Genomic DNA, 18,809 nt, shown 5'->3' on the forward strand with positions numbered 1-18,809 from the left:
CTAAACCATCCGGAACTCTTCGGGAACCGAAGTGGGAAAATACAATTCTCAGGAAAAAGCCTGGTGCCAAGGTATCTGACCTTACCTGTCGTGTTGAGTGTGTTATTATTCTGGAACCTTGAAGTTGTTCGTTATTATCAAGCCATGACCGTTGATAGGTCTTGGTATGGAGATAATGTTCCTCAGTCGATGCAGCCGCGCTTTTGGGCCCACGGGAATTTCCCAAGAAATCCTGAACTGATGCCTCAACGAGATGAGGAAGCGCCTTAAAGGTGAGGTGCTGATAAAGGGTATCCAGAGTTTATGAGAGATGTTGAGGCATCAGTCTTATCCACTACGTCTGCACATTAAAGTGGTTTTGCAACTTAAGTTTTGACAGTCTTTTTGCGTAAAGATAAATTCTGCACTGATAATTTCTGATGGAAGGGTTTAAGAAATGGGTAAAATCTCCACCTACTACGAAAAACAGAAAGCCGTAAAGCAACTTCAGGACGAACTCCAGAAGATGGAAGAGGATAAGGAGCTCAAGAAAGAGCTCGATTTCAAGGAGGAGTTGAACCAGTTGATGGAAAAATACGGTAAGTCCGGTAAGGACATGCTGGAGGTCCTGGCGACGCTGGATTCGAGTGTTAAGAACAAGCTGGAGCAGGGCGGTGGTTCGTCCAGTGGGAGTGATGGCCGCAAGAAGCGCCCGCTCAAGACTTACCGCAATCCGCACACCGGTGAAGTAGTCCAGACCCGTGGTGGTAACCACAAGACGCTGAATGCGTGGCGGAAGCAGTATGGCAAGGAAGAGGTTGCCCGCTGGCAGGAGAGCTGAGGCAGCTGCATTATGGCTGTGGGAGCGGGCTCTAAAGGCGGTCTATAAAAGATCGCGCGCGAGCGCGCTCCTACGGTCTGCATTTGATCCGGGATGGATTGTTTTCCCGGGCGTTTGGCTGCGGTACCCTTTGGGGCATCAGACAACAGGGAAGAATCATGCACGCAGTCATCCTTTCCGGTGGTTCCGGTACCCGTCTCTGGCCTCTGTCCCGTGAGGCTTACCCCAAGCAGTTCCTGGCACTGAACACCCACGAATCCCTTCTGGACGAGACCCTGCAGCGTGCCTGTGCGGTGTCCGGCTGTTCGAGTCTGTCCGTGATCACCAATGAGGCACACCGGTTCATTGTGGCGGCGCATCTGCAGCGCTACGGGCAGCAGGCGGAGGCCGGGCGCATTCTTCTGGAGCCAGTGGGGCGCAACACGGCGCCGGCCATTGCACTGGCAGCACTGCGGATTCAGGAGACGGATCCGGACGGTGTGATGCTGGTGTTGCCGTCGGATCATGTGGTCAAGGACACCCAGGCCTTTGCCCGCGCGGTTCAGGCGGGTGAGGAGGTGGCCCGCGAGGGTCGGCTGGTGACGTTCGGGGTTGTACCGAATTGTGCGCATACCGGCTATGGTTACATCCGGGCCGAGTCCGAGCAGGTCGCTGGCGGAGCACGGCCTGTGGCGGCATTTGTGGAGAAGCCGGATGCGGCTACGGCCCAGGGGTACCTGGATGACGGCCATTACTACTGGAACAGTGGTATGTTCCTCTTCCGGGCGAGTGACTACCTGGCGGAACTGGAGCGCCATCGCCCGGATATCCTGGAGGTCTGCCAGCGGGCCTGGGCTTCACGCCGGGATGATCAGGATTTCGTTCGGGTTTCAGATGCGGTCTTTGTGGAGTGCCCTGAAGAGTCCATTGACTATGCGGTGATGGAGCGGACAGAGCGCGCCGTCGTATTGCCGCTGGACGCTGGCTGGAGTGATGTGGGGTCATGGTCATCGCTTTGGGAACTCCAGGATCAGGATGACGATGGCAATGTTGTTCGCGGTGATGTGATCACTGAGGACGTCCATCAGTCCTATCTCCATTCCGAAGGGCGCCTGGTGGCGGCAATCGGCGTGGACAACCACGTCATTGTTGAGACGGATGATGTGGTGCTGGTTGCGGACCGCAGCCGGGTACAGGATGTGAAGAAACTGGTGAGCCGCCTGAAGGACCAGAATCGCGATGAGTACCGCTTCCACCGCAAGGTCCATCGGCCCTGGGGCAGCTATGAGGGCGTGGCCCGCAGCGAGCGTTTCCAGGTCAAGCGGATAACGGTGGATCCCGGAGCCACACTGTCACTGCAGAAACATCATCATCGCTCGGAACACTGGGTGGTTGTGAGTGGGAGCGCACTGGTTACACGTGGTAATGAGGAAACCTTGCTGACCGAGGATGAGTCCACGTATATTCCACTGGGCGTGACCCACCGTCTGTCCAATCCCGGGGTGATTCCCCTGGAGGTGATTGAGGTGCAGACGGGCAGCTATCTGGGAGAGGACGACATTGTCCGTTTTGAGGACAATTACAACCGCGTCTGACTGAGATTGACCCCGGGCGGCCGGATGCCGCCCCCACAGACCAGAGGGAATTGGTATGGAAGACTGGCATAACGCCACGGAACCCCTTCTCATCAACACCCCTAATGCTTATCCCGAGCGGATTGCGCCTGTTGGCGAAGCGGCACTGGCCCAGTCCCGGCGCCTTGCAGCGCTTGCCGGCTCCGTGCGCGGGCCGATTGAGCTGTGCCGTGGGGGCGCTCTTGCTTCCAGAGGCCTGGCGGAACACGCCCGTGAGGTGGCGGAAAAGGCCACGGGGTATGAGCATGAGCTCTGGGTAGTGCCCGTACTGGCGCTGATCCGCAATGGGGAGGCCGTATGCCGGACGATGGGGGAAATCCGGGCCGCCACTGATGCTGGTGTCTGCTGGTTCCTGCTGGAGTCCACAGGAGCTGAGCTGTTGGCATCCGTGGTTCAGGCGGAGGGACTTCTGGCGTGGTCGGAATTGATCGGTGACCCCTCGATTGCTTTGATGGTTGCCCACGACGGTCCTCCGGAGTCACGGGTGCCTGCCGGCACACCTCGAATGCGCCACAGCCTGCGGGTGCCTGCCTCCAGTGCGGTGGATGTACTGGCATGGTGCCGGCAGCGCCAGCCGGCGATGGAGGAGTGGCTTGGCATGCAGGTGGAGCAGTCGGCTATGGAGGTGGCGGTGAGCTCGGCAGCGACCTCCCAGGGAGAGCACAGAACCTTCGGCCCCATGGAAGAAGGACTTCTGGGCCAGGAAGCCGACCCGGGGCATGTGCTGTCCGTGCTCAGTGCCGCTGCGGCCATGGTCCGGTTTGAGTGGGCCTGTGGTCCCGTGCGGCTGGCCCATCTTACCCGCAGGCAGGCCATGGACGAGCAGGCGGAACTGGTGAGCCTGGCACGCGGCGATACCCCCGGGAAGGCCCTGAACCATGATGCCTCCGTGGAGCGTGCGGCTCTGGACGTGGAGTGGCATGAGACACCACCCGAGCTGATTCTGGATCAGGCTGCAGTGGTTTCCTGGCTGGAGTGTGCAGGGGCGGCTTCGTCAGCACAGGATGCGTTCTGGTATGATGCGCGCTGCCTGAACAAAGAGGTCACAAGAGAGTAACATCAACCATGCCAATCAATCGCAAAGCACTTTACGCATCACTGCTGGTCTCCCTGCCGGCGCCGCTCATCCTGGCGCTGATCCCCATGAACGGGAATATCGAGCTGTACCTGGAGACCTCAGCATCACTGGTGGACTACCTGCTCGCCTATCTTCTGTTTGTCATCGTGGCGCTGGTGGCGTCCGGTCTTGCCACACGCACGGGGAGCGGTCAGCAGAAGCAGGCCTCCAAAGGTGGTAAGAGTTCTGGTCGCAGGAAGGGCAAGGACTCGGAAGAAGGCACAGTCAAGTGGTTCAACGTCAAGAAAGGCTTTGGCTTCATCACCCGTGACAGCGGCGGCGACGTGTTCGTTCACTTCCGCGCTATCCAGGGCGAAGGCCGGCGGGTCCTCCGCCAGGGCCAGCGGGTGAGCTACACCGTGGTCGAAGCGGAAAAGGGCCTCCAGGCCAACGACGTAACGACCCTCGACGACGACTGATTCGTCTCCCTCCGCGGGTCAGGCTACCTGGCCCGCGAGCAGTTCCTCCAGAATCCCCTCGTAGATTCCTGAAAGCGCCTCCAGATCCGCAATCGATACACACTCATCCGCCTTGTGAATGGTGGCGTTGAGAGGGCCGAGTTCCATTACCTGGGCGCCGGTGGGCGCGATGAAACGACCATCCGACGTGCCGCCGCCGGTTGAAAGCGCGGGAGGCTGGCCTGTGGCCTGTTCGATCACGCGCACGGCCGCATCAATGAAGGCACCGCGTTCTGTGAGGAAGGGCTCGCCGCTGAGCTGCCACTCCAGCTTGTAGTCCAGCCTGTGACGGTCGAGCAGGGTGGTAACCCGTTCCCGCAGCCGGGCTTCGGTGACCTCCGTGGAGAAACGGAAGTTGAAGTCCACCTCCATGGAGCCGGGGACCACGTTGTTGGCGCCTTCCCCGGCTTCCACTCGGGTGATCTGGAAGCTGGTGGGCGGGAAGTGGTCATTGCCCGTATCCCATTCGGTGTTGATCAGATCGGCCAGCGCGGGGGCGGCCCGGTGCACCGGGTTGTCCGCGAACTGGGGGTAGGCCACATGGCCCTGGGTGCCTCGAACGCGCAGCTTGCCGGAGAGAGAGCCACGGCGTCCGTTCTTGATGGTGTCAGCCACCCGCTTGCTGCTGGAGGGCTCGCCCACCAGGCACCAGTCCGGGCGGATGCCCTTTTCGGAGAGGGCATCCACCACGCGGCGGGTACCGTCCCGCGCAGGGCCTTCCTCGTCACTGGTCAGAAGCAGGGCAATGCTGCCCCGGTGCTCCGGGTAACGGGCCACAAAGCGCTCCGTTGCCGTCACGAATGCCGCCACCGAGCCCTTCATGTCCGCCGCGCCCCGACCGTAGAGCATGCCATCACGCTCGGTGGGCTCAAAGGCCGGGGTGGTCCAGTCGTTTTCCGGACCCGGGGGAACAACGTCGGTGTGGCCTGCGAATACGAACAGCGGGCCGCCCCCGCCACGGCGAAGCCAGAGGTTGCGGACTTCCCCGAACGGGTAGTCTTCCCCTCTGAAGCCTGCCTCAGCCAGGCGTTCTGTCAGCATCGGCTGGCAGCCGGCGTCGTCCGGCGTGACCGAGGCCCGGCTGATCAGCTCCCGGGCCAGTTCGAGGGTGGCGCTGCGCGGCTCGCTCATTCGCTCACTCAGTTGTTGGCGTGGAGTTCTTCGTTCAGCGTAATCGCTGTCTTGTTGGTCCGGCACTCGACCGCCCCGGTCTCGGAGTTGCGGCGGAACAGCAGGTCAGCCTGCCCGGCCAGATCCCGCGCTTTAACGGTCTGAACATGCTCGCCACTGTCATCCAGCACCTGTACCTTGGTGCCGGCGGTGACATACAGGCCGGCTTCCACCGTGCAGCGGTCACCCAGAGGGATACCAATGCCGGCATTGGCGCCCAGCAGGCAGTTCTCACCCAGCGAGATGATGATGTTGCCGCCGCCGGAGAGCGTGCCCATGGTGGACGAGCCGCCGCCCAGGTCCGAGCCCTGCCCCACGACCACGCCGGCCGAGATACGGCCCTCGATCATGGACTTGCCTTCGGTGCCGGCGTTGAAGTTGATGAAGCCCTCGTGCATCACGGTTGTGCCTTCGCCCACATAGGCGCCCAGGCGCACGCGGGCGGTATCCGCGATCCGCACGCCTTTCGGGACCACGTAGTCGGTCATGGGCGGGAACTTGTCCACGGCCTTCACTTCCAGAACCCGGCCGGCGGCACGCGCCTGGAGCTGGCGCTGGGGGAGTTCCTCAAGGTCGATGGCTCCCTCGTTGGTCCAGGCCAGGTTCGGCAGCAGCGGAAAAATGCCCTTGAGGTTCACGCCATGGGGCTTCACCAACCGGTGGGAAAGCAGGTGGAGCTTGAGGTAGACCTCCGGGGTGCTGCTCGCCTCGGCGTCGGTGTCCAGAAGCGTTACAACCACTGGCAGCGAACTCTCACTGGCCTGATCGGCGAGCGCCCCAAGGTCCGCGTAGCCGGCTTCCTCCAGCCGGTCCGCCAGGGTCTGAAGCTGGTTGGCGTCGGCATCCGCGGCCGCGTTGCCTTCGCCCAGACCCTCAATGTTGTCGCGCACGATCCCGACCAGTGTACTGTCGGGGTCATGGATGGGCTGCTGGTAATACACCTCCAGCCATTCGTGTTTCTGGTTGCGGGTGCCGATGCCAATGCCGAATGCGAAGCTCATGGTCCTGGTTCTCTCCTGTTAGATGGATCCGTTCTGTGTCCGGCGTTCAATGAAGCGGGCGATGCGCTGCGCGGCTTCCACGCATTCCTCCTGAGAGGCGACCAGCGCCATGCGGACCCGGTTTTCGCCGGGGTTCACGCCGTCGCTGGTGCGTGACAGATAGCGCCCCGGCAGTACGGTGACATTTTCCTCGTTGTAGAGCGCTCTGGCAAAGGTCTCGTCGTCCATGGGCGTGCGTGGCCAGAGGTAGAAGCCGGCCTCGGGACGTGCCACGTCCAGCCAGGGCGCCAGGATGGGAAGTACAGCATCGAACTTGGCCCGATAGGCCTCGCGGTTGGCCTGGACGTGTGCTTCATCATTCCAGGCGGTGATGCTGGCCTTCTGGTGATGGATGGGCATGGCGCAACCGTGGTAGGTGCGGTAGCGCAGAAAGCGCGCGAGACAGTCCGCATCTCCGGCGGCGAACCCCGAGCGCAGGCCCGGCAGGTTACTGCGCTTGGACAGGCTGTGGAACACCACGCAGCGGCGGTAGTCGTCACGCCCGAGCTGGCGGCAGGCGTCGAGCATGCCCAGCGGTGGTTCGGCCTCCGGGTGGTGGATCTCCGAGTAGCATTCGTCCGCCGCAATCACAAAGTCATGCCGGTCCGCGAGTTCCAGCAGTTGGCGGTAGTCCTCAAGGCCCATGACGGCCCCGTTGGGGTTGCCCGGTGAGCACAGATAGACCACCTCACACCGGTCCCATATGCCAGACGGCACGTTACTGAACTCCGGCAGGCCCCCGCCATCCCGCGTGCTATTGACGAAATACGGCTGGGCGCCGGCCAGAAGGGCCGCCCCCTCGTAGATCTGGTAGAAGGGATTGGGGCTGACCACCAGTGAATCCGGGGTGCCGGACAGCATGGCCTGGGCAAAGGAAAAGAGGCCTTCGCGGGTGCCGTTGAGGGGCAGGAGCTGGGTGTCAGGGTCCAGGTTGCCCGTCCCGAGATTGAAGCGGCGCGTGGCCCAGGTCGCGATGGCCTCCCGCAGTTCCGGCAGGCCCTTTGTGGCGGGGTATCGGGCCACGTCCGCGAGGCTGTCACGCAGGGTATCCAGCACGGAAGCCGGCGCCGGGTGTTTGGGTTCGCCAATGGAAAGGGCGATGTGCGCCTGCTCTGGCGGTTGCGTCCCCTCAAACAGCTGGGCCAGCTTCTGGAACGGGTAGGGGTGGAGGTCGTCGAGCCTCGGGTTCATATCGTGATTTCCTGTTCGCTGTGGCCATTGAGACCGGCCACTTCGTCCAGCTGCTGGCACAGCGCCTGACGCACGGACTCACAGGCTTCCGGGTCTTCCACCGGGTTGCCGCGTTCATCGGTCACGAAGAAGATGTCTTCCACCCGTTCGCCCAGGGTGGCGATCTTGGCGCTGACCAGCCGCATGTGGTGGTCCAGCAGGATGCGGCCGATGCGCGCCAGAAGGCCGGGGCGATCCGGTGTGACCACTTCCAGCATGGTGCGGTGGTTGGCCGTGTCCGTTGAGATGGTCACTTCCGTGGGGAAGGCGAAGTGCTTGAGCTTGCGCGGCACACGGCGCTCGATGATGGCCGGGTAGTCGTCCGGGTCGTCCAGCTCCTCCACCAGCCGGTCCCGGATGTGGTCCCGGCGCTCCGGGTCCTTGCCCAGGGGCTGGCCCTGCTCGTCCACCACCACGTAGCTGCTCAGGTTGTAGGGGCCTTCGCCCGAGAGGATGCGGGCGTCGACGATGTTCAGGTGCAGCTGCTCCAGTACCGCCGTGGTGGCGGCGAACAGCGCGGCGCGGTCGCGCATGTAGATGATGATGTGGGTGTAGCCGTCCGTCGGGCCACCCGTGGTGTCCCGGATCATCACCAGCGGGTCCGGGTTGTCGCCGTGGCGGATGATGGCGGCGCTCTGCCAGACAATGTCGACCGTGGCGTCCTGCAGGAAGAAGTCATCGTCCAGGGTGTTCCAGACCCGGTCGATCTGCTCGTTGCTGTAGCCCTGGCTGCGCAGCATGTCCCGGGCCTCCTCGCAGGTCGCGCGGATCCAGTCGTTGCGGTCGAAGGGGCTGTCGATGCCCTGGCGCAGGACCCGGCGTGTCTCGATGTAGAGCTGGCGCAGCAGCGAATCCCGCCAGGTGTTCCACAGGTTCGGGTTGGTGGCGGCGATGTCGCACACGGTCAGGATGTAGAGATAGACCAGGTGCACCTTGGACGGGATCTTGCGCGCAAACTCGCGGATGATGGCCGGGTCTGAGATGTCGCATTTCTGCGCGGTGAGCGACATCAGGAGGTGGTTTTCGATCAGCCAGGCCACCAGTTTGGTGTCCCGGTCGCTCAGGTGGTGCTGTTCGCAGAAGCGGGCGGCATCGATGGCGCCGAGCTCCGAATGATCGCCGCCACGGCCCTTGGCGACATCGTGGAACAGGCCGGCCACGTACAGCAGTTCCGGCTTGGGCAGTTGGTGGCTCAGCCGTGAGGCCAGCGGGAACTGCTCACGGCCCTCGGTGGTCTGCATGTGCACCATGTTGCCGATTACCCGCAGGGTATGGGCGTCCACCGTGTAGACGTGGAACAGGTCGTACTGCATCTGTCCGATGATGTTGCCGAACTCCGGGAGGTAGCGCCCGAGGACGTTGTAACGCTTCATGTAGGACAGGGTGGTGTCCAGTTCGTGGGGCGTGCGCAGCAGTTCCATGAACAGCGTGGTGCAGGCCAGGTTCTGGCGGAAGGCATCGTCAATCAGGTGCCGGTGGGCCCGGATGGCCCGGATGGTCGGAGCCCGGATGCCTTTCACTTCCGGGTGCTGGGCCAGAACCACGAAGATCTCCAGCAGCGCGTAGGGCGCATAGGCGAAGACCTGGGTGTTGGTGGCCTCAAGATAGCCATTACGGATCTGGAAGCGGCGGTTGACCGGCTGGATCTGCTCCGGTTCGTCCGCACGCAGGATCTCTTCATCCAGATGCTGCAGGATCACATCCGTGAGCTCCGCCAGTGCCAGCACCCTGCGGTAGTAGGCCTGCATCATCAGTTCCACGCCCAGGCGCCCATGGTGTTCCTCGAAGCCGAGCATGCGGGCGAGATCCGGCTGATAGTCAAACAGCAGCCGGTTCTCGTTGCGTCCGGCGAGGATCTGCAGACCGAAGCGCAGCTGCCACAGGAACGTCTCACCCTCGCGCAGGATCTCGAATTCCTCGTCCGAGAGGATGGCGAAGTGCATCAGGTCGGATGGGTCATCCAGCCCGAAGTGGCGGCGGGCCACCCAGATGATGGTCTGGATGTCGCGCAGCGCGCCGGGTGAGGCCTTGAGGTTGGGCTCCAGATTGTATTCGGTGGCCCCGTACTTGCCGTGGCGCTGCTGCTGCTCGCGGCGCTTGGCGGCGAAATACGCACGGTCGGAGAGGGTGTCGCTCGAGTACACACGCTTGCGGAGCTGCCTGGGGAGCTCGGTGTTGCCGGCGATCAGCCGGGTTTCAAGCATATTGGTGAGGATGGTGGCGTCCTCGCGCGCGGTGGATACGCACTCTTCAATGCTGCGCACACTGTGGCCGATGTCCAGGCCCAGATCCCAGAGCAGGGTCAGGAAGTCAGAGAGGGCTTCTTCGTGCGCCTGGGCGCCGGCTTCCCCGGTCAGGATCAGAAGGTCGATATCCGACCAGGGGTGCAGTTCGCCACGGCCATAACCACCAACGGCCACGAGGGAAAGGTCCTGCGCTTCGCCCAGGGGGGAGTGCTCCCAGAGCAGTGCCAGTACGGTATCCATGATGCGGGCACGACCGTGCACCAGTGAGCGCACATCGGTACCGGCACGGAAAGCATCCGCCATGACCTTCTGAAGGCGCTCAAGATGGCGGCGTACCGGCACACCGGGGGAGGCCGCATTCTGGATTTCGTCCGCCAGCGCGGTGGCATCCAGGTGCTGGTCCGGATCGAAAACGGGCGCCGAGTGATCCATCGGTGACTGCCTCATGGGTCAGGGTAGGAGCGGCCATGGCCGCGATGGTCCTTTCACGGTGCTCTGATCGCGGTTCAGGCGCGGTTCGCGCGAGCGCGCTCCTACGGGATTATGCGGGCTCCTCACCGTTGCGCAGGGTAAGGATCTCATACCCCTCGGCGGTGACCAGGACCGTGTGCTCCCACTGTGCGGACAGTTTGCGATCCCGGGTAACCACTGTCCAGCCATCCGGCAGTACCTTGCTGTGGCGTTTACCCTGATTGACCATGGGCTCAATGGTGAAGGTCATGCCCTCCTGCAGTTCCAGGCCGGTGCCCGGCTTGCCGAAGTGCATCACCTGGGGCTCTTCGTGGAAGCCCTGGCCGATGCCGTGACCGCAGTACTCGCGGACGATGCTGTAGTGGTTGGCCTCGGCGTGCTTCTGGATGGCGGCGCCGATGTCGCCGAGCTTCGCGCCCGGGCGCACCATCTCGATGCCGCGGAACAGGCATTCCCGGGTGACCCGGTTGAGCCTTTCGGCCGCGGGGTTGGCCTTGCCGGCGACGAACATCATGCTGGTATCGCCGTGATAGCCGTCCTTGATGACGGTGACGTCGATGTTGAGGATGTCGCCGTTCTTCAGGGCCTTCTTCTCATTGGGAATGCCGTGACAGATCACTTGATTGACGGAGATGCACACGGACTTGGGGAACCCCTTGTAGTTCAGCGGTGCCGGGGTCGCCCCATGCTCAACGATGTACTCATGGCAGATCCGGTCGAGTTCCTCGGTGGTGACGCCCGGCTTCACATGCTCGCCGATCATCTCCAGAACACTGGCGGCCAGCCGGCACGCCACCCGCATCTTCTCGATTTCCTCGGCGGTTTTGATCTGAACGCTCATGCCGCTCCCGCAGTCTGTTGATTCAAAGGCAGCCTATTCTACCGGCTCAGGCCCGGAGATTGAACCTGCTCAATGCCACAGCTTAGCTTCTGTGGGAGCTTGCCTTGCAAGCGATAGGGCTGAGGGAATCGCGAGCAGGGCTCGTTCCTACAGGTATGGCCTCAGACCGGCCGCGCAGGCAACTCATTCGGCGGTGTAACTTCCTTTTGGGCGCGTTTTATGGTAAAAATTCGCGCGCCGTTCCGGGGAGTTCCAGGCGGATCCACCGGAAGCGGTAAAAACCAAATACACACACGTATCGGCACATTGTCCCGGGTGCTCCGGTGGCCAGGTGGCCCCAGAGTCGGATAATGGGATGCGTGGAGGCGTAACCCAACCAGACAAAGGTGATAGCAATGGCACAGGTGAGCATGCGCGACCTGCTCAAGGCGGGCGCACACTTCGGACACCAGACGCGCTACTGGAACCCGAAGATGGGCAAGTACATCTTCGGCGCGCGCAACAAGATCCACATCATCAACCTCGAACATACCGTTCCGGCACTGAACCAGGCGCTTGATCAGGTTCAGAAGATGGCCGAGAACAAGAACCAGATCCTGTTCGTGGGCACCAAGCGCTCCGCCAGCAAGATCGTGAAGGAAGAAGCGGAACGCTGCGGTATGCCGTTCGTTAACCACCGCTGGCTTGGTGGCATGCTCACCAACTACAAGACCATCCGCCAGTCCATCCGCCGCTACCGCGATCTGGAGCAGCAGGATCAGGATGGCACGCTCGACAAGCTGACCAAGAAAGAGGCGCTGGACCACCGGCGCGAGATGGAAAAGCTTGAGCGCCACATTGGCGGTATCAAGGACATGGGCGGTCTGCCGGACGCGCTCTTTGTCATTGACGTGGATCACGAGGACATCGCCATCAAGGAAGCCAACAAGCTGGGTATTCCGGTGATCGGTGTGGTGGATACCAACAGCGATCCCAAGGGCGTTGACGTGGTCATCCCGGGTAACGACGACGCCATCCGTGCGGTCCAGATCTACGTCCGTGCCGTGGCCGATGCCGTGATCGAAGGCACCCAGGCAGGTGGCGGTGCCGCTGATGAGTTTGTTGAAGTCAGCGAAGACGAACCGCAGGCGCCGGCGGCTGAATAAGCCCCGGCCCGCTCGAACGGCAACAACCGAATTGATTCAAGTGGGGAACCGATAATGGCTGCAATCTCTGCCGCACAGGTCAAGGAGCTGCGTGAGCGCACCGGCCTGGGCATGATGGAATGCAAGAAAGCGCTGGTGGAAGCGGAAGGTGACGTTGAAACCGCCATCAGCAACCTGCGCAAGAACTCCGGCCTCAAGGCTGCCAAGAAGGCGGGTCGTACCGCCGCTGAAGGCGTTGTACGCCTGAAGGTGACCGATGACGCCAGCGTCGGCATGATGGTCGAGGTCAACTCCGAGACCGACTTTGTCGCCCGTGATGAGGGTTTCCTTGCGTTTGCGGATCGGGTGCTGGACGCCGCGTTCCAGAACGGCGAAACCGACATCGAGAAGCTGGTCGTTGATGATCTGGAGAAAGAGCGCGAAGAGCTCGTCCAGAAGATCGGCGAAAACATTACGGCACGCCGTGCTGTCCGCCTTGAGGGCGACGTTGTGGGTGGCTATGTTCACTCCACCAACGGCATGGGCGCGCTGGTGGCGCTCAAGGGCGGCTCCGGTGAGCTGGCCCGCGATCTGGCAATGCACGTCACGGCCGTGAACCCGCGGGTTGGTACGCCGGACGACATGCCGGAAGAGGAAGTCGAGAAGGAGCGCGAGGTCATTCGCTCCCAGCCCGACATGGAAGGCAAGAAGCCGGAAATCGTCGAGAAGATGATGACCGGTCGGATCCAGAAGTTCCTGAAGGAGAACAGCCTGGTGGAGCAGGGCTTCGTCAAGAATCCGGATCAGGCCGTCAAGGATCTTCTCAAGGAGCATGGCGCCGAGCTCGTGAGCTTTGTACGCTACGAGGTGGGCGAAGGCATCCAGAAGGAAGAAACGGACTTCGCCTCCGAGGTTGCGGCGCAGCTCAAGGGCTGATCCCTACGCAGCCGGCGGGCATGACCCGCCAATAACTCGGGCCGCATCTCCCGGCGCATGGCGCGTTGGGGAGACTGCGGCCGGTTTGTATCCAGAACACCGGTCAGGAGGTCACAGGCCATGCCCACCCAGAGTACGACACAGACCCGATACAAACGCGTTCTGCTCAAACTCAGTGGCGAGGCCCTGATCGGTGATCACGAATTCGGGATCGATCCCAAGGTTCTTGACCGCATGGCGGTCGAGATCGATTCGCTTGTAAGCATCGGCGTGCAGGTGGCCATCGTCATCGGTGGCGGCAATCTCTTCCGGGGAGCCGTTCTGAACGAGGCCGGCATGGACCGGGTGACCGGTGATCACATGGGCATGCTGGCCACCATGATGAATGGGCTGGCCATGCGCGATGCACTCGAGCGCTCCAATATCCAGAGCCGGGTCATGTCGGCCATTCCCATGAGTGGCATCGTGGAGCACTACGACCGCCGTGAGGCCATGCGTGACCTCAAGGGTGGCGATGTGGTGGTCTTCACCGCGGGTACCGGCAATCCCTTTTTCACGACCGATTCGGCGGCGTGCCTGCGGGCCATTGAGATTGACGCCGACGTGGTGCTGAAGGCGACCAAGGTGGACGGCGTCTACAACGACGATCCGGTCTCCAACCCGGAAGCCTTCAAGTACGATCGGCTCACTTACGATCAGGTGCTGGAAAGCCGTCTGGGTGTGATGGACCTCACCGCCATCTGCCTGTGCCGGGATCACAACATGCCGGTCCGTGTGTTTAACATGGGCAAACCCGGTGCTCTGCGTGACATCGCACTGGGCGGCAACGAAGGAACACTCATTGAGGAAGCCTGAACAAGAGGGCGGAAACCGTGTTAGACGAGCTCAAGCAAGACGCTGAAGAACGCATGCAGAAGGCGGTGGATTCCGTCAACAAGGCCTTTGCACGTATCCGGACAGGGCGGGCGCATCCCAGCATTCTGGATGAGGTGACGGTGGATTATTACGGCATGGAGACACCGCTCAAACAGGTCGCCAATGTCTCCGTGGAGGACGGGCGTACACTGGCTGTATCGCCCTATGAGAAGAACCTGGCGCCCAAGATTGAGAAAGGCATCATGAAAGCCGATCTGGGGCTCAATCCGGCGACCACGGGCGAGGTTGTGCGTGTCCCCATGCCCACCCTGACCGAGGACAGCCGTAAGGAATACGTTCGCCATGCGCGCAACGAGGCTGAGCAGGGTCGGGTCGCGGTGCGCGGCGTACGCCGGGATGTGAACAGCGACATCAAGGATCTGCTCAAGGAAAAGGAAATCACCGAGGACGAAGAGAAAAAGGCTGAGGGTGATATCCAGAAGCTTACGGACAAGTACGTCGCCAAGATCGACGAGCTCCTCAAGAACAAGGAAAACGACCTGATGGCCATCTGAGGCCCGGGTTGCTGGGGCAAGCATGAGCGAGACGGATCAGGAAAAGGACATGCCGCCACTGGCGGGTTGCCCGCGCCACGTGGCGGTGATCATGGACGGCAACAACCGCTGGGCCCGGGCCAGGGGCCAGCGTGGTATCAGTGGTCACCGCGCGGGTGTGAAGTCCGTGCGCGCGGCCATCGAGACCTGCGGCAAGTCCGGTGTTGAGGTTCTTACCCTGTTCGCCTTCAGCAGTGAGAACTGGCGCCGTCCTGACGAGGAAGTCAGTGCCCTGATGACGCTGTTTCTGCGCTCGCTGCGAAAGGAGGTAAGGCGGCTCCGGGATAACGATATTCGTCTGTCCTTCATCGGCAGCCGCGAGCGGTTCAGCCATACGCTCCAGGAGCATATGGCCCGGGCGGAACAGGAAACCGCGCACTGTGGCAGCATGGAACTGGTGATTGCGGCGGACTACGGCGGGCACTGGGATGTGGCCCAGGCCAGCCGTCGCATTGCGCAGGAGGTGGCGGCGGGGCGTCTTAGCCCGGACGAGGTGGATGAAAACCTGCTCCAGCGTTACATCAGCCTGGGCGACCGGCCCATGCCGGATCTGCTGATCCGCACCGGTGGGGAGCAGCGCATCAGCAATTTCCTGCTGTGGCAGCTCGCTTATACCGAATTCTATTTCTCTCCCTTGTACTGGCCTGACTTCCAGCATACTGCCATGCGTGAGGCGCTGGCGGACTTCGCGGGCCGTCAGCGCCGCTTTGGGCGTACTGGTGAACAGGTTGCCGAGCCCACCATGCCCCAGAGGCAGTATGGATAAGGAGGCGCAGTGCTGAAGCAGCGGGTGATCACGGCTGTCATTCTGGCGCCCATTGTTGTGGGTGGTCTTTTTCTGCTGCCTCCGATGGGGTTTGCTGTATTTACCGGCGCTCTTCTGGCCATTGCCGGCTGGGAATGGGCCAACCTCTCTGGATTTGAGGGAAGGCTGCAGCGGTGGGCTTTCGCGCTGGTGCTGGTTGTTCTTATGGCCGTCTTCCAGGCGTTGCCGGTCGTGCCCCTTCTCGGGGTGCTGGCGATGTTCTGGCTGCTGGTGGCAGCCATGGTTGCCGCCTATCCCGCAGGTACAGGGCTCTGGCATCCGCGGCCGGTACGGCTGGTCCTGGGCATTCTGGCGCTCGTCGGGGCGTGGCTGGCGCTCAACCACCTGCGTGCTGGCGACCTGTCGCTGGGGCATACCGGCAACAACCTGCTGCTGATCCTGTACACCTTTCTTGTGGTCTGGGGCGCGGATATCGGCGCCTATTTCGCCGGCCGTGCCTTCGGGCGCCGCAAACTGGCGCCGGCCGTCAGCCCCGGTAAGACATGGGCGGGCGTCTGGGGTGGCCTGGCAGTGGTGGCGGTACTGGCACTGGCCGTGGCCCGGTGGCTTGACCTCGCCAGCATCGCGGTGATTCAGTTCGTCCTTGCCTCGGTGCTGACCGCGCTCGCGTCGGTGCTGGGGGATCTGTTTGAGAGCATGCTCAAGCGCCATCGCGGCATCAAGGACAGCAGCCAGCTGCTGCCCGGGCACGGTGGTATCCTGGATCGCATCGACAGCCTGGTGGTTGCGATCCCGGTGCTGGCATCCTGTTTTACCCTCCTGGGCTGGCTGACGCCGGTTCAGTAACGCTTCGATACGGACTGGAACCCGGATGGGTGAAATCTCACCACAGACCCTTACAATCCTTGGAGCTACCGGCTCCATCGGCACCAGCACGCTGGACGTGGTTGCGCGTCATCCTGAGCGCTTCCGCGTGCACGCCCTGAGTGCCCACGCCAACGTGCAGGAGCTGGCACGGCTCTGCCGACAGTTCCGACCCCGGATTGCGGTCATTAGTGATGCTGCCCGCGAGACCGAGCTCCGGGAGGCGCTCGGGGAGTTGGACATTACGGTTCTCAGTGGCGAGGCGGGGCTGTGCGAGGCCGCTTCGGATGCCGATGTGGATACGGTGATGGCGGCCATTGTGGGCGCTGCCGGCCTCGCTCCGACGATGGCGGCCATTGAGCAGGGTAAACGGGTGCTTCTGGCCAACAAGGAGGCCCTGGTGATGTCCGGAGGGCTCTTCATGGAGGCTGTTGAGCGCCATGGTGCCACGCTGCTGCCCATAGACTCCGAGCACAATGCCATCTTCCAGTGCCTGCCCCGGGCCGGTGCCGGCGTTGGGGAATCGGGCGTCACGCGTATTCTCCTGACCGCCTCCGGTGGCCCCTTCCGGACCACACCGGCCAGCGAACTCGAGCACGTGGGGCCGGATCAGGCATGCGCCCATCCCAACTGGGCCATGGGGCGCAAGATCTCGGTGGACTCGGCCACCCTGATGAACAAGGGGCTGGAGCTGATCGAGGCCTGCTGGCTGTTCGGTACCACGCCGGAGCATGTGCAGGTCCATGTGCACCCTGAGAGCATCATCCACTCCATGGTCGAATACCGGGATGGCTCCGTGCTGGCGCAGCTGGGCAGTCCGGATATGCGTACCCCCATTGCCAACGCTCTGGCCTGGCCGGAACGTATTGAAGCAGGGGTGGCACCGCTGGATCTTTTCGAGCTGGCATCCTTTCATTTTGAGCGCCCGGACCTGGAGCGATTCCCGGCCCTGCGCCTGGCTGCTGAGGCCTTCCGGGCCGGAGGCACGGCGCCCGCCATCCTGAACGCGGTCAACGAAGTGGCCGTGGATGCCTTCCTTGGTGGGCGCATCGGCTTTACCCGCATCGCCGGTCTCGTGGGCGAGGCTCTGGCGGAGCTGGCGCCGCGCCCAGCCGACTCCATTGAGGCGGTCATGGCCTGTGATGGGCGCGCCCGTGAATGGGCCATGAACCGACTCAACGTCGCGGAGAACGCCTCATGAGTGTAATCCAGACCATTCTGGCGCTGATCGTCACCCTGGGCATCCTGGTGACCGTGCATGAGTTCGGCCACTTCTGGGTGGCGCGCCGCCTGGGTATCCGGGTGCTGCGTTTCTCGGTCGGCTTCGGCAAGCCACTTTTCATGCGCCGCGATCGCCATGGCACCGAGTACGCCGTGGCTGCGATCCCGCTTGGCGGGTATGTGAAAATGCTGGATGAGCGCGAAGGCGAGGTGCCGGAAGAGGAGAAACATCTGGCCTTCAACCGCCAGACGCCTGCGCGCCGTATCGCCGTGGCGGCCGCCGGTCCCATCGCGAACTTCATCTTTGCGGTTTTCGCCTACTGGCTTCTGGCCGTGATCGGGTTCACAACGATTGCGCCTGTGGTGGGCGATGTGGAGCCTGGCACCCCTGCGGAGCGGATGGCGCTTGAGTCCGGCATGGAGGTGCTGGAGGTCGACGGGCGCCAGACCCCTTCCTGGCGCCATGTGGGCATGGCGCTGCTGCAGCGTGCCGGTGAGCAGGGTGAGGTGAGCCTTACCCTGCAACAGGAGGGCCGCCGTCTTGAGCGCAGTACGGCTCTGGACGGTTGGCTGGGTGGCGCCCGGGACCCGGACCCGGTCAGGGAATTCGGTATCGAACCGTGGCGGCCTGACATTCCTCCTGTTCTGGGCGAGATCCGGCCTGGATCTCCTGCAGAGGAGGCCGGTCTTCAGCCCGGCGATCGCATTCTGGCTGTGGAGGGCGAGGCGGTTGCGGACTGGTTGGCGCTGGTGGATCGCATCCAGGCGGCGCCTGGCGAGGCGCTTTCCATGCGCATTGAGCGCGATGGCAGCGAGCGCGCCATCACCGTGACGCCGGCCGCCCGGACGGATGGGGAAGGTGAGCGCATCGGCCGTATCGGGGCCGGTGTGCAGTCGGTATCCTGGCCTGAGGACATGCGGCGTCAGACCCAGCTGGGGCCGGTCCGGGCGGTGCCGGAGGCGTTTAACCAGTTCTGGAATGACACCCGAACCACTCTGGTGGCTGTGGGCAAGATGGCCAGCGGGCTGCTTTCCGTGCGCAATATAAGCGGTCCCATCACCATCGCACGTGTGGCTGAGACCACGGTTACCACGGGTTTCGAGTCGTTCGTGCGGTTCCTGGCGTATCTGAGTATCAGTCTGGGGATCATCAATCTGCTGCCCATTCCCATTCTCGATGGCGGTCACATCCTGTTCTATGCGTGGGAATGGGCGCGCGGACGCCCGGTTTCAGAGGCGGTCCAGGGGCTATGGCTGCGGCTGGGCCTCCTGCTGATCGCGATGCTGACAGTCCTTGCGCTTTACAATGACGTGCTCCGATTGTGAGAATTGCCCGGCTCTGTCGGCGCCCGGTCGCCATGACATTTTCGTAATGGGGCGGCGTGTTCGCCGAACTGATGGTATCCGTTAGGCTGTCAGCCCT

Annotated in this window: 18 protein-coding genes; 13 read left to right on the top strand and 5 right to left on the bottom strand. The window is 62.6% G+C overall.

Annotated features, from left to right (window positions below; genetic code table 11):
* From F3089_RS15995 to F3089_RS16130, 5 genes are all read left to right on the top strand, one after another.
* A partial coding sequence (locus F3089_RS15995; RefSeq protein WP_225741622.1) for a hypothetical protein occupies nucleotides 1–270 on the top strand: 270 nt, incomplete at its 5' end.
* A gap of 166 nt (nucleotides 271–436) precedes the next feature.
* Nucleotides 437–820: a histone-like nucleoid-structuring protein, MvaT/MvaU family gene (locus F3089_RS00065; protein ID WP_151438855.1), complete on the top strand. Its 384-nt coding sequence runs from the start codon at nucleotides 437–439 to the stop codon at nucleotides 818–820.
* 158 nt (nucleotides 821–978) lie between these two features.
* Complete coding sequence (locus tag F3089_RS00070; RefSeq protein ID WP_151438856.1) at nucleotides 979–2,394, top strand: mannose-1-phosphate guanylyltransferase/mannose-6-phosphate isomerase; 1,416 nt, start codon at nucleotides 979–981, stop codon at nucleotides 2,392–2,394.
* A gap of 55 nt (nucleotides 2,395–2,449) precedes the next feature.
* Nucleotides 2,450–3,490 carry a hypothetical protein gene (locus tag F3089_RS00075; protein ID WP_151438857.1) on the top strand — a complete coding sequence of 347 codons (1,041 nt, stop codon included), beginning with the start codon at nucleotides 2,450–2,452 and terminating at the stop codon, nucleotides 3,488–3,490.
* Between the two features lie 8 nt (nucleotides 3,491–3,498).
* Nucleotides 3,499–3,969 (top strand): cold-shock protein, encoded by a 471-nt coding sequence (locus F3089_RS16130; protein ID WP_151438858.1) that lies wholly within the window; start codon nucleotides 3,499–3,501, stop codon nucleotides 3,967–3,969.
* An 18-nt stretch (nucleotides 3,970–3,987) separates the two neighbouring features.
* Here the strand turns inward: F3089_RS16130 and dapE are convergent, their stop codons facing one another.
* The 5 genes from dapE to map all read right to left on the bottom strand — a co-directional run bounded on the left by dapE (nucleotide 3,988) and on the right by map (nucleotide 11,006).
* Nucleotides 3,988–5,139 (bottom strand): succinyl-diaminopimelate desuccinylase, encoded by a 1,152-nt coding sequence (gene dapE, locus F3089_RS00085; protein ID WP_151438859.1) that lies wholly within the window; start codon nucleotides 5,137–5,139, stop codon nucleotides 3,988–3,990.
* 8 nt (nucleotides 5,140–5,147) lie between these two features.
* Nucleotides 5,148–6,179 (bottom strand): 2,3,4,5-tetrahydropyridine-2,6-dicarboxylate N-succinyltransferase, encoded by a 1,032-nt coding sequence (dapD, locus tag F3089_RS00090; RefSeq protein ID WP_151438860.1) that lies wholly within the window; start codon nucleotides 6,177–6,179, stop codon nucleotides 5,148–5,150.
* An 18-nt stretch (nucleotides 6,180–6,197) separates the two neighbouring features.
* Nucleotides 6,198–7,409 (bottom strand): succinyldiaminopimelate transaminase, encoded by a 1,212-nt coding sequence (dapC, locus tag F3089_RS00095; protein WP_151438861.1) that lies wholly within the window; start codon nucleotides 7,407–7,409, stop codon nucleotides 6,198–6,200.
* Nucleotides 7,406–10,087: a [protein-PII] uridylyltransferase gene (locus F3089_RS00100; RefSeq protein WP_502707321.1), complete on the bottom strand. Its 2,682-nt coding sequence runs from the start codon at nucleotides 10,085–10,087 to the stop codon at nucleotides 7,406–7,408. Before F3089_RS00100 ends, dapC begins: the two co-directional genes overlap by 4 nt.
* A gap of 148 nt (nucleotides 10,088–10,235) precedes the next feature.
* Entirely contained in the window at nucleotides 10,236–11,006 is a 771-nt protein-coding gene (map, locus tag F3089_RS00105) for a type I methionyl aminopeptidase (protein WP_151438863.1), read from the bottom strand.
* 395 nt (nucleotides 11,007–11,401) lie between these two features.
* Here map and rpsB point away from each other — a divergent pair, with 395 nt between their 5' ends.
* From rpsB to rseP, 8 genes are all read left to right on the top strand, one after another.
* Entirely contained in the window at nucleotides 11,402–12,151 is a 750-nt protein-coding gene (rpsB, locus tag F3089_RS00110) for a 30S ribosomal protein S2 (RefSeq protein WP_077530678.1), read from the top strand.
* A 54-nt stretch (nucleotides 12,152–12,205) separates the two neighbouring features.
* The gene (tsf, locus tag F3089_RS00115) at nucleotides 12,206–13,066 is read left to right on the top strand and encodes a translation elongation factor Ts (protein ID WP_151438864.1); all 861 of its coding nucleotides are present in this window, start codon (nucleotides 12,206–12,208) and stop codon (nucleotides 13,064–13,066) included.
* Between the two features lie 120 nt (nucleotides 13,067–13,186).
* Nucleotides 13,187–13,921: a UMP kinase gene (gene pyrH, locus F3089_RS00120; protein ID WP_095618244.1), complete on the top strand. Its 735-nt coding sequence runs from the start codon at nucleotides 13,187–13,189 to the stop codon at nucleotides 13,919–13,921.
* Between the two features lie 53 nt (nucleotides 13,922–13,974).
* The gene (frr, locus tag F3089_RS00125; protein ID WP_202405535.1) at nucleotides 13,975–14,496 is read left to right on the top strand and encodes a ribosome recycling factor; all 522 of its coding nucleotides are present in this window, start codon (nucleotides 13,975–13,977) and stop codon (nucleotides 14,494–14,496) included.
* 22 nt (nucleotides 14,497–14,518) lie between these two features.
* Nucleotides 14,519–15,301 carry a polyprenyl diphosphate synthase gene (gene uppS, locus F3089_RS00130; RefSeq protein ID WP_151438866.1) on the top strand — a complete coding sequence of 261 codons (783 nt, stop codon included), beginning with the start codon at nucleotides 14,519–14,521 and terminating at the stop codon, nucleotides 15,299–15,301.
* A gap of 9 nt (nucleotides 15,302–15,310) precedes the next feature.
* Nucleotides 15,311–16,147, top strand: a complete 837-nt coding sequence (locus tag F3089_RS00135; protein ID WP_151438867.1) for a phosphatidate cytidylyltransferase — start codon at nucleotides 15,311–15,313, stop codon at nucleotides 16,145–16,147.
* A 25-nt stretch (nucleotides 16,148–16,172) separates the two neighbouring features.
* Nucleotides 16,173–17,366 (top strand): 1-deoxy-D-xylulose-5-phosphate reductoisomerase, encoded by a 1,194-nt coding sequence (gene ispC, locus F3089_RS00140; protein WP_192497225.1) that lies wholly within the window; start codon nucleotides 16,173–16,175, stop codon nucleotides 17,364–17,366.
* Entirely contained in the window at nucleotides 17,363–18,712 is a 1,350-nt protein-coding gene (rseP, locus tag F3089_RS00145; protein WP_151438868.1) for an RIP metalloprotease RseP, read from the top strand. The genes ispC and rseP overlap by 4 nt, the downstream gene beginning before the upstream one ends.
* The last annotated feature ends 97 nt before the right edge of the window (nucleotides 18,713–18,809 follow it).

The organism is Halospina sp. K52047b (genome assembly GCF_008709855.1).
GTDB classification, from domain to species: Bacteria; Pseudomonadota; Gammaproteobacteria; order Pseudomonadales; family Oleiphilaceae; genus Halospina; species Halospina utahensis_B.

Excerpts from the sequence above, each read along its gene's own strand:
- pyrH (WP_095618244.1), top strand. The coding sequence starts at position 13,187 with ATGCCCACCCAGAGTACGACACAGACCCGATACAAACGCGTTCTGCTC.
- rpsB (WP_077530678.1), top strand. The coding sequence starts at position 11,402 with ATGGCACAGGTGAGCATGCGCGACCTGCTCAAGGCGGGCGCACACTTC.
- tsf (WP_151438864.1), top strand. The coding sequence starts at position 12,206 with ATGGCTGCAATCTCTGCCGCACAGGTCAAGGAGCTGCGTGAGCGCACC.
- dapC (WP_151438861.1), bottom strand. The coding sequence starts at position 7,409 with ATGAACCCGAGGCTCGACGACCTCCACCCCTACCCGTTCCAGAAGCTG.
- F3089_RS00065 (WP_151438855.1), top strand. The coding sequence starts at position 437 with ATGGGTAAAATCTCCACCTACTACGAAAAACAGAAAGCCGTAAAGCAA.
- F3089_RS00070 (WP_151438856.1), top strand. The coding sequence starts at position 979 with ATGCACGCAGTCATCCTTTCCGGTGGTTCCGGTACCCGTCTCTGGCCT.
- uppS (WP_151438866.1), top strand. The coding sequence starts at position 14,519 with ATGAGCGAGACGGATCAGGAAAAGGACATGCCGCCACTGGCGGGTTGC.
- F3089_RS00075 (WP_151438857.1), top strand. The coding sequence starts at position 2,450 with ATGGAAGACTGGCATAACGCCACGGAACCCCTTCTCATCAACACCCCT.
- frr (WP_202405535.1), top strand. The coding sequence starts at position 13,975 with ATGCAGAAGGCGGTGGATTCCGTCAACAAGGCCTTTGCACGTATCCGG.
- F3089_RS16130 (WP_151438858.1), top strand. The coding sequence starts at position 3,499 with ATGCCAATCAATCGCAAAGCACTTTACGCATCACTGCTGGTCTCCCTG.
- map (WP_151438863.1), bottom strand. The coding sequence starts at position 11,006 with ATGAGCGTTCAGATCAAAACCGCCGAGGAAATCGAGAAGATGCGGGTG.
- rseP (WP_151438868.1), top strand. The coding sequence starts at position 17,363 with ATGAGTGTAATCCAGACCATTCTGGCGCTGATCGTCACCCTGGGCATC.
- ispC (WP_192497225.1), top strand. The coding sequence starts at position 16,173 with ATGGGTGAAATCTCACCACAGACCCTTACAATCCTTGGAGCTACCGGC.
- dapD (WP_151438860.1), bottom strand. The coding sequence starts at position 6,179 with ATGAGCTTCGCATTCGGCATTGGCATCGGCACCCGCAACCAGAAACAC.
- dapE (WP_151438859.1), bottom strand. The coding sequence starts at position 5,139 with ATGAGCGAGCCGCGCAGCGCCACCCTCGAACTGGCCCGGGAGCTGATC.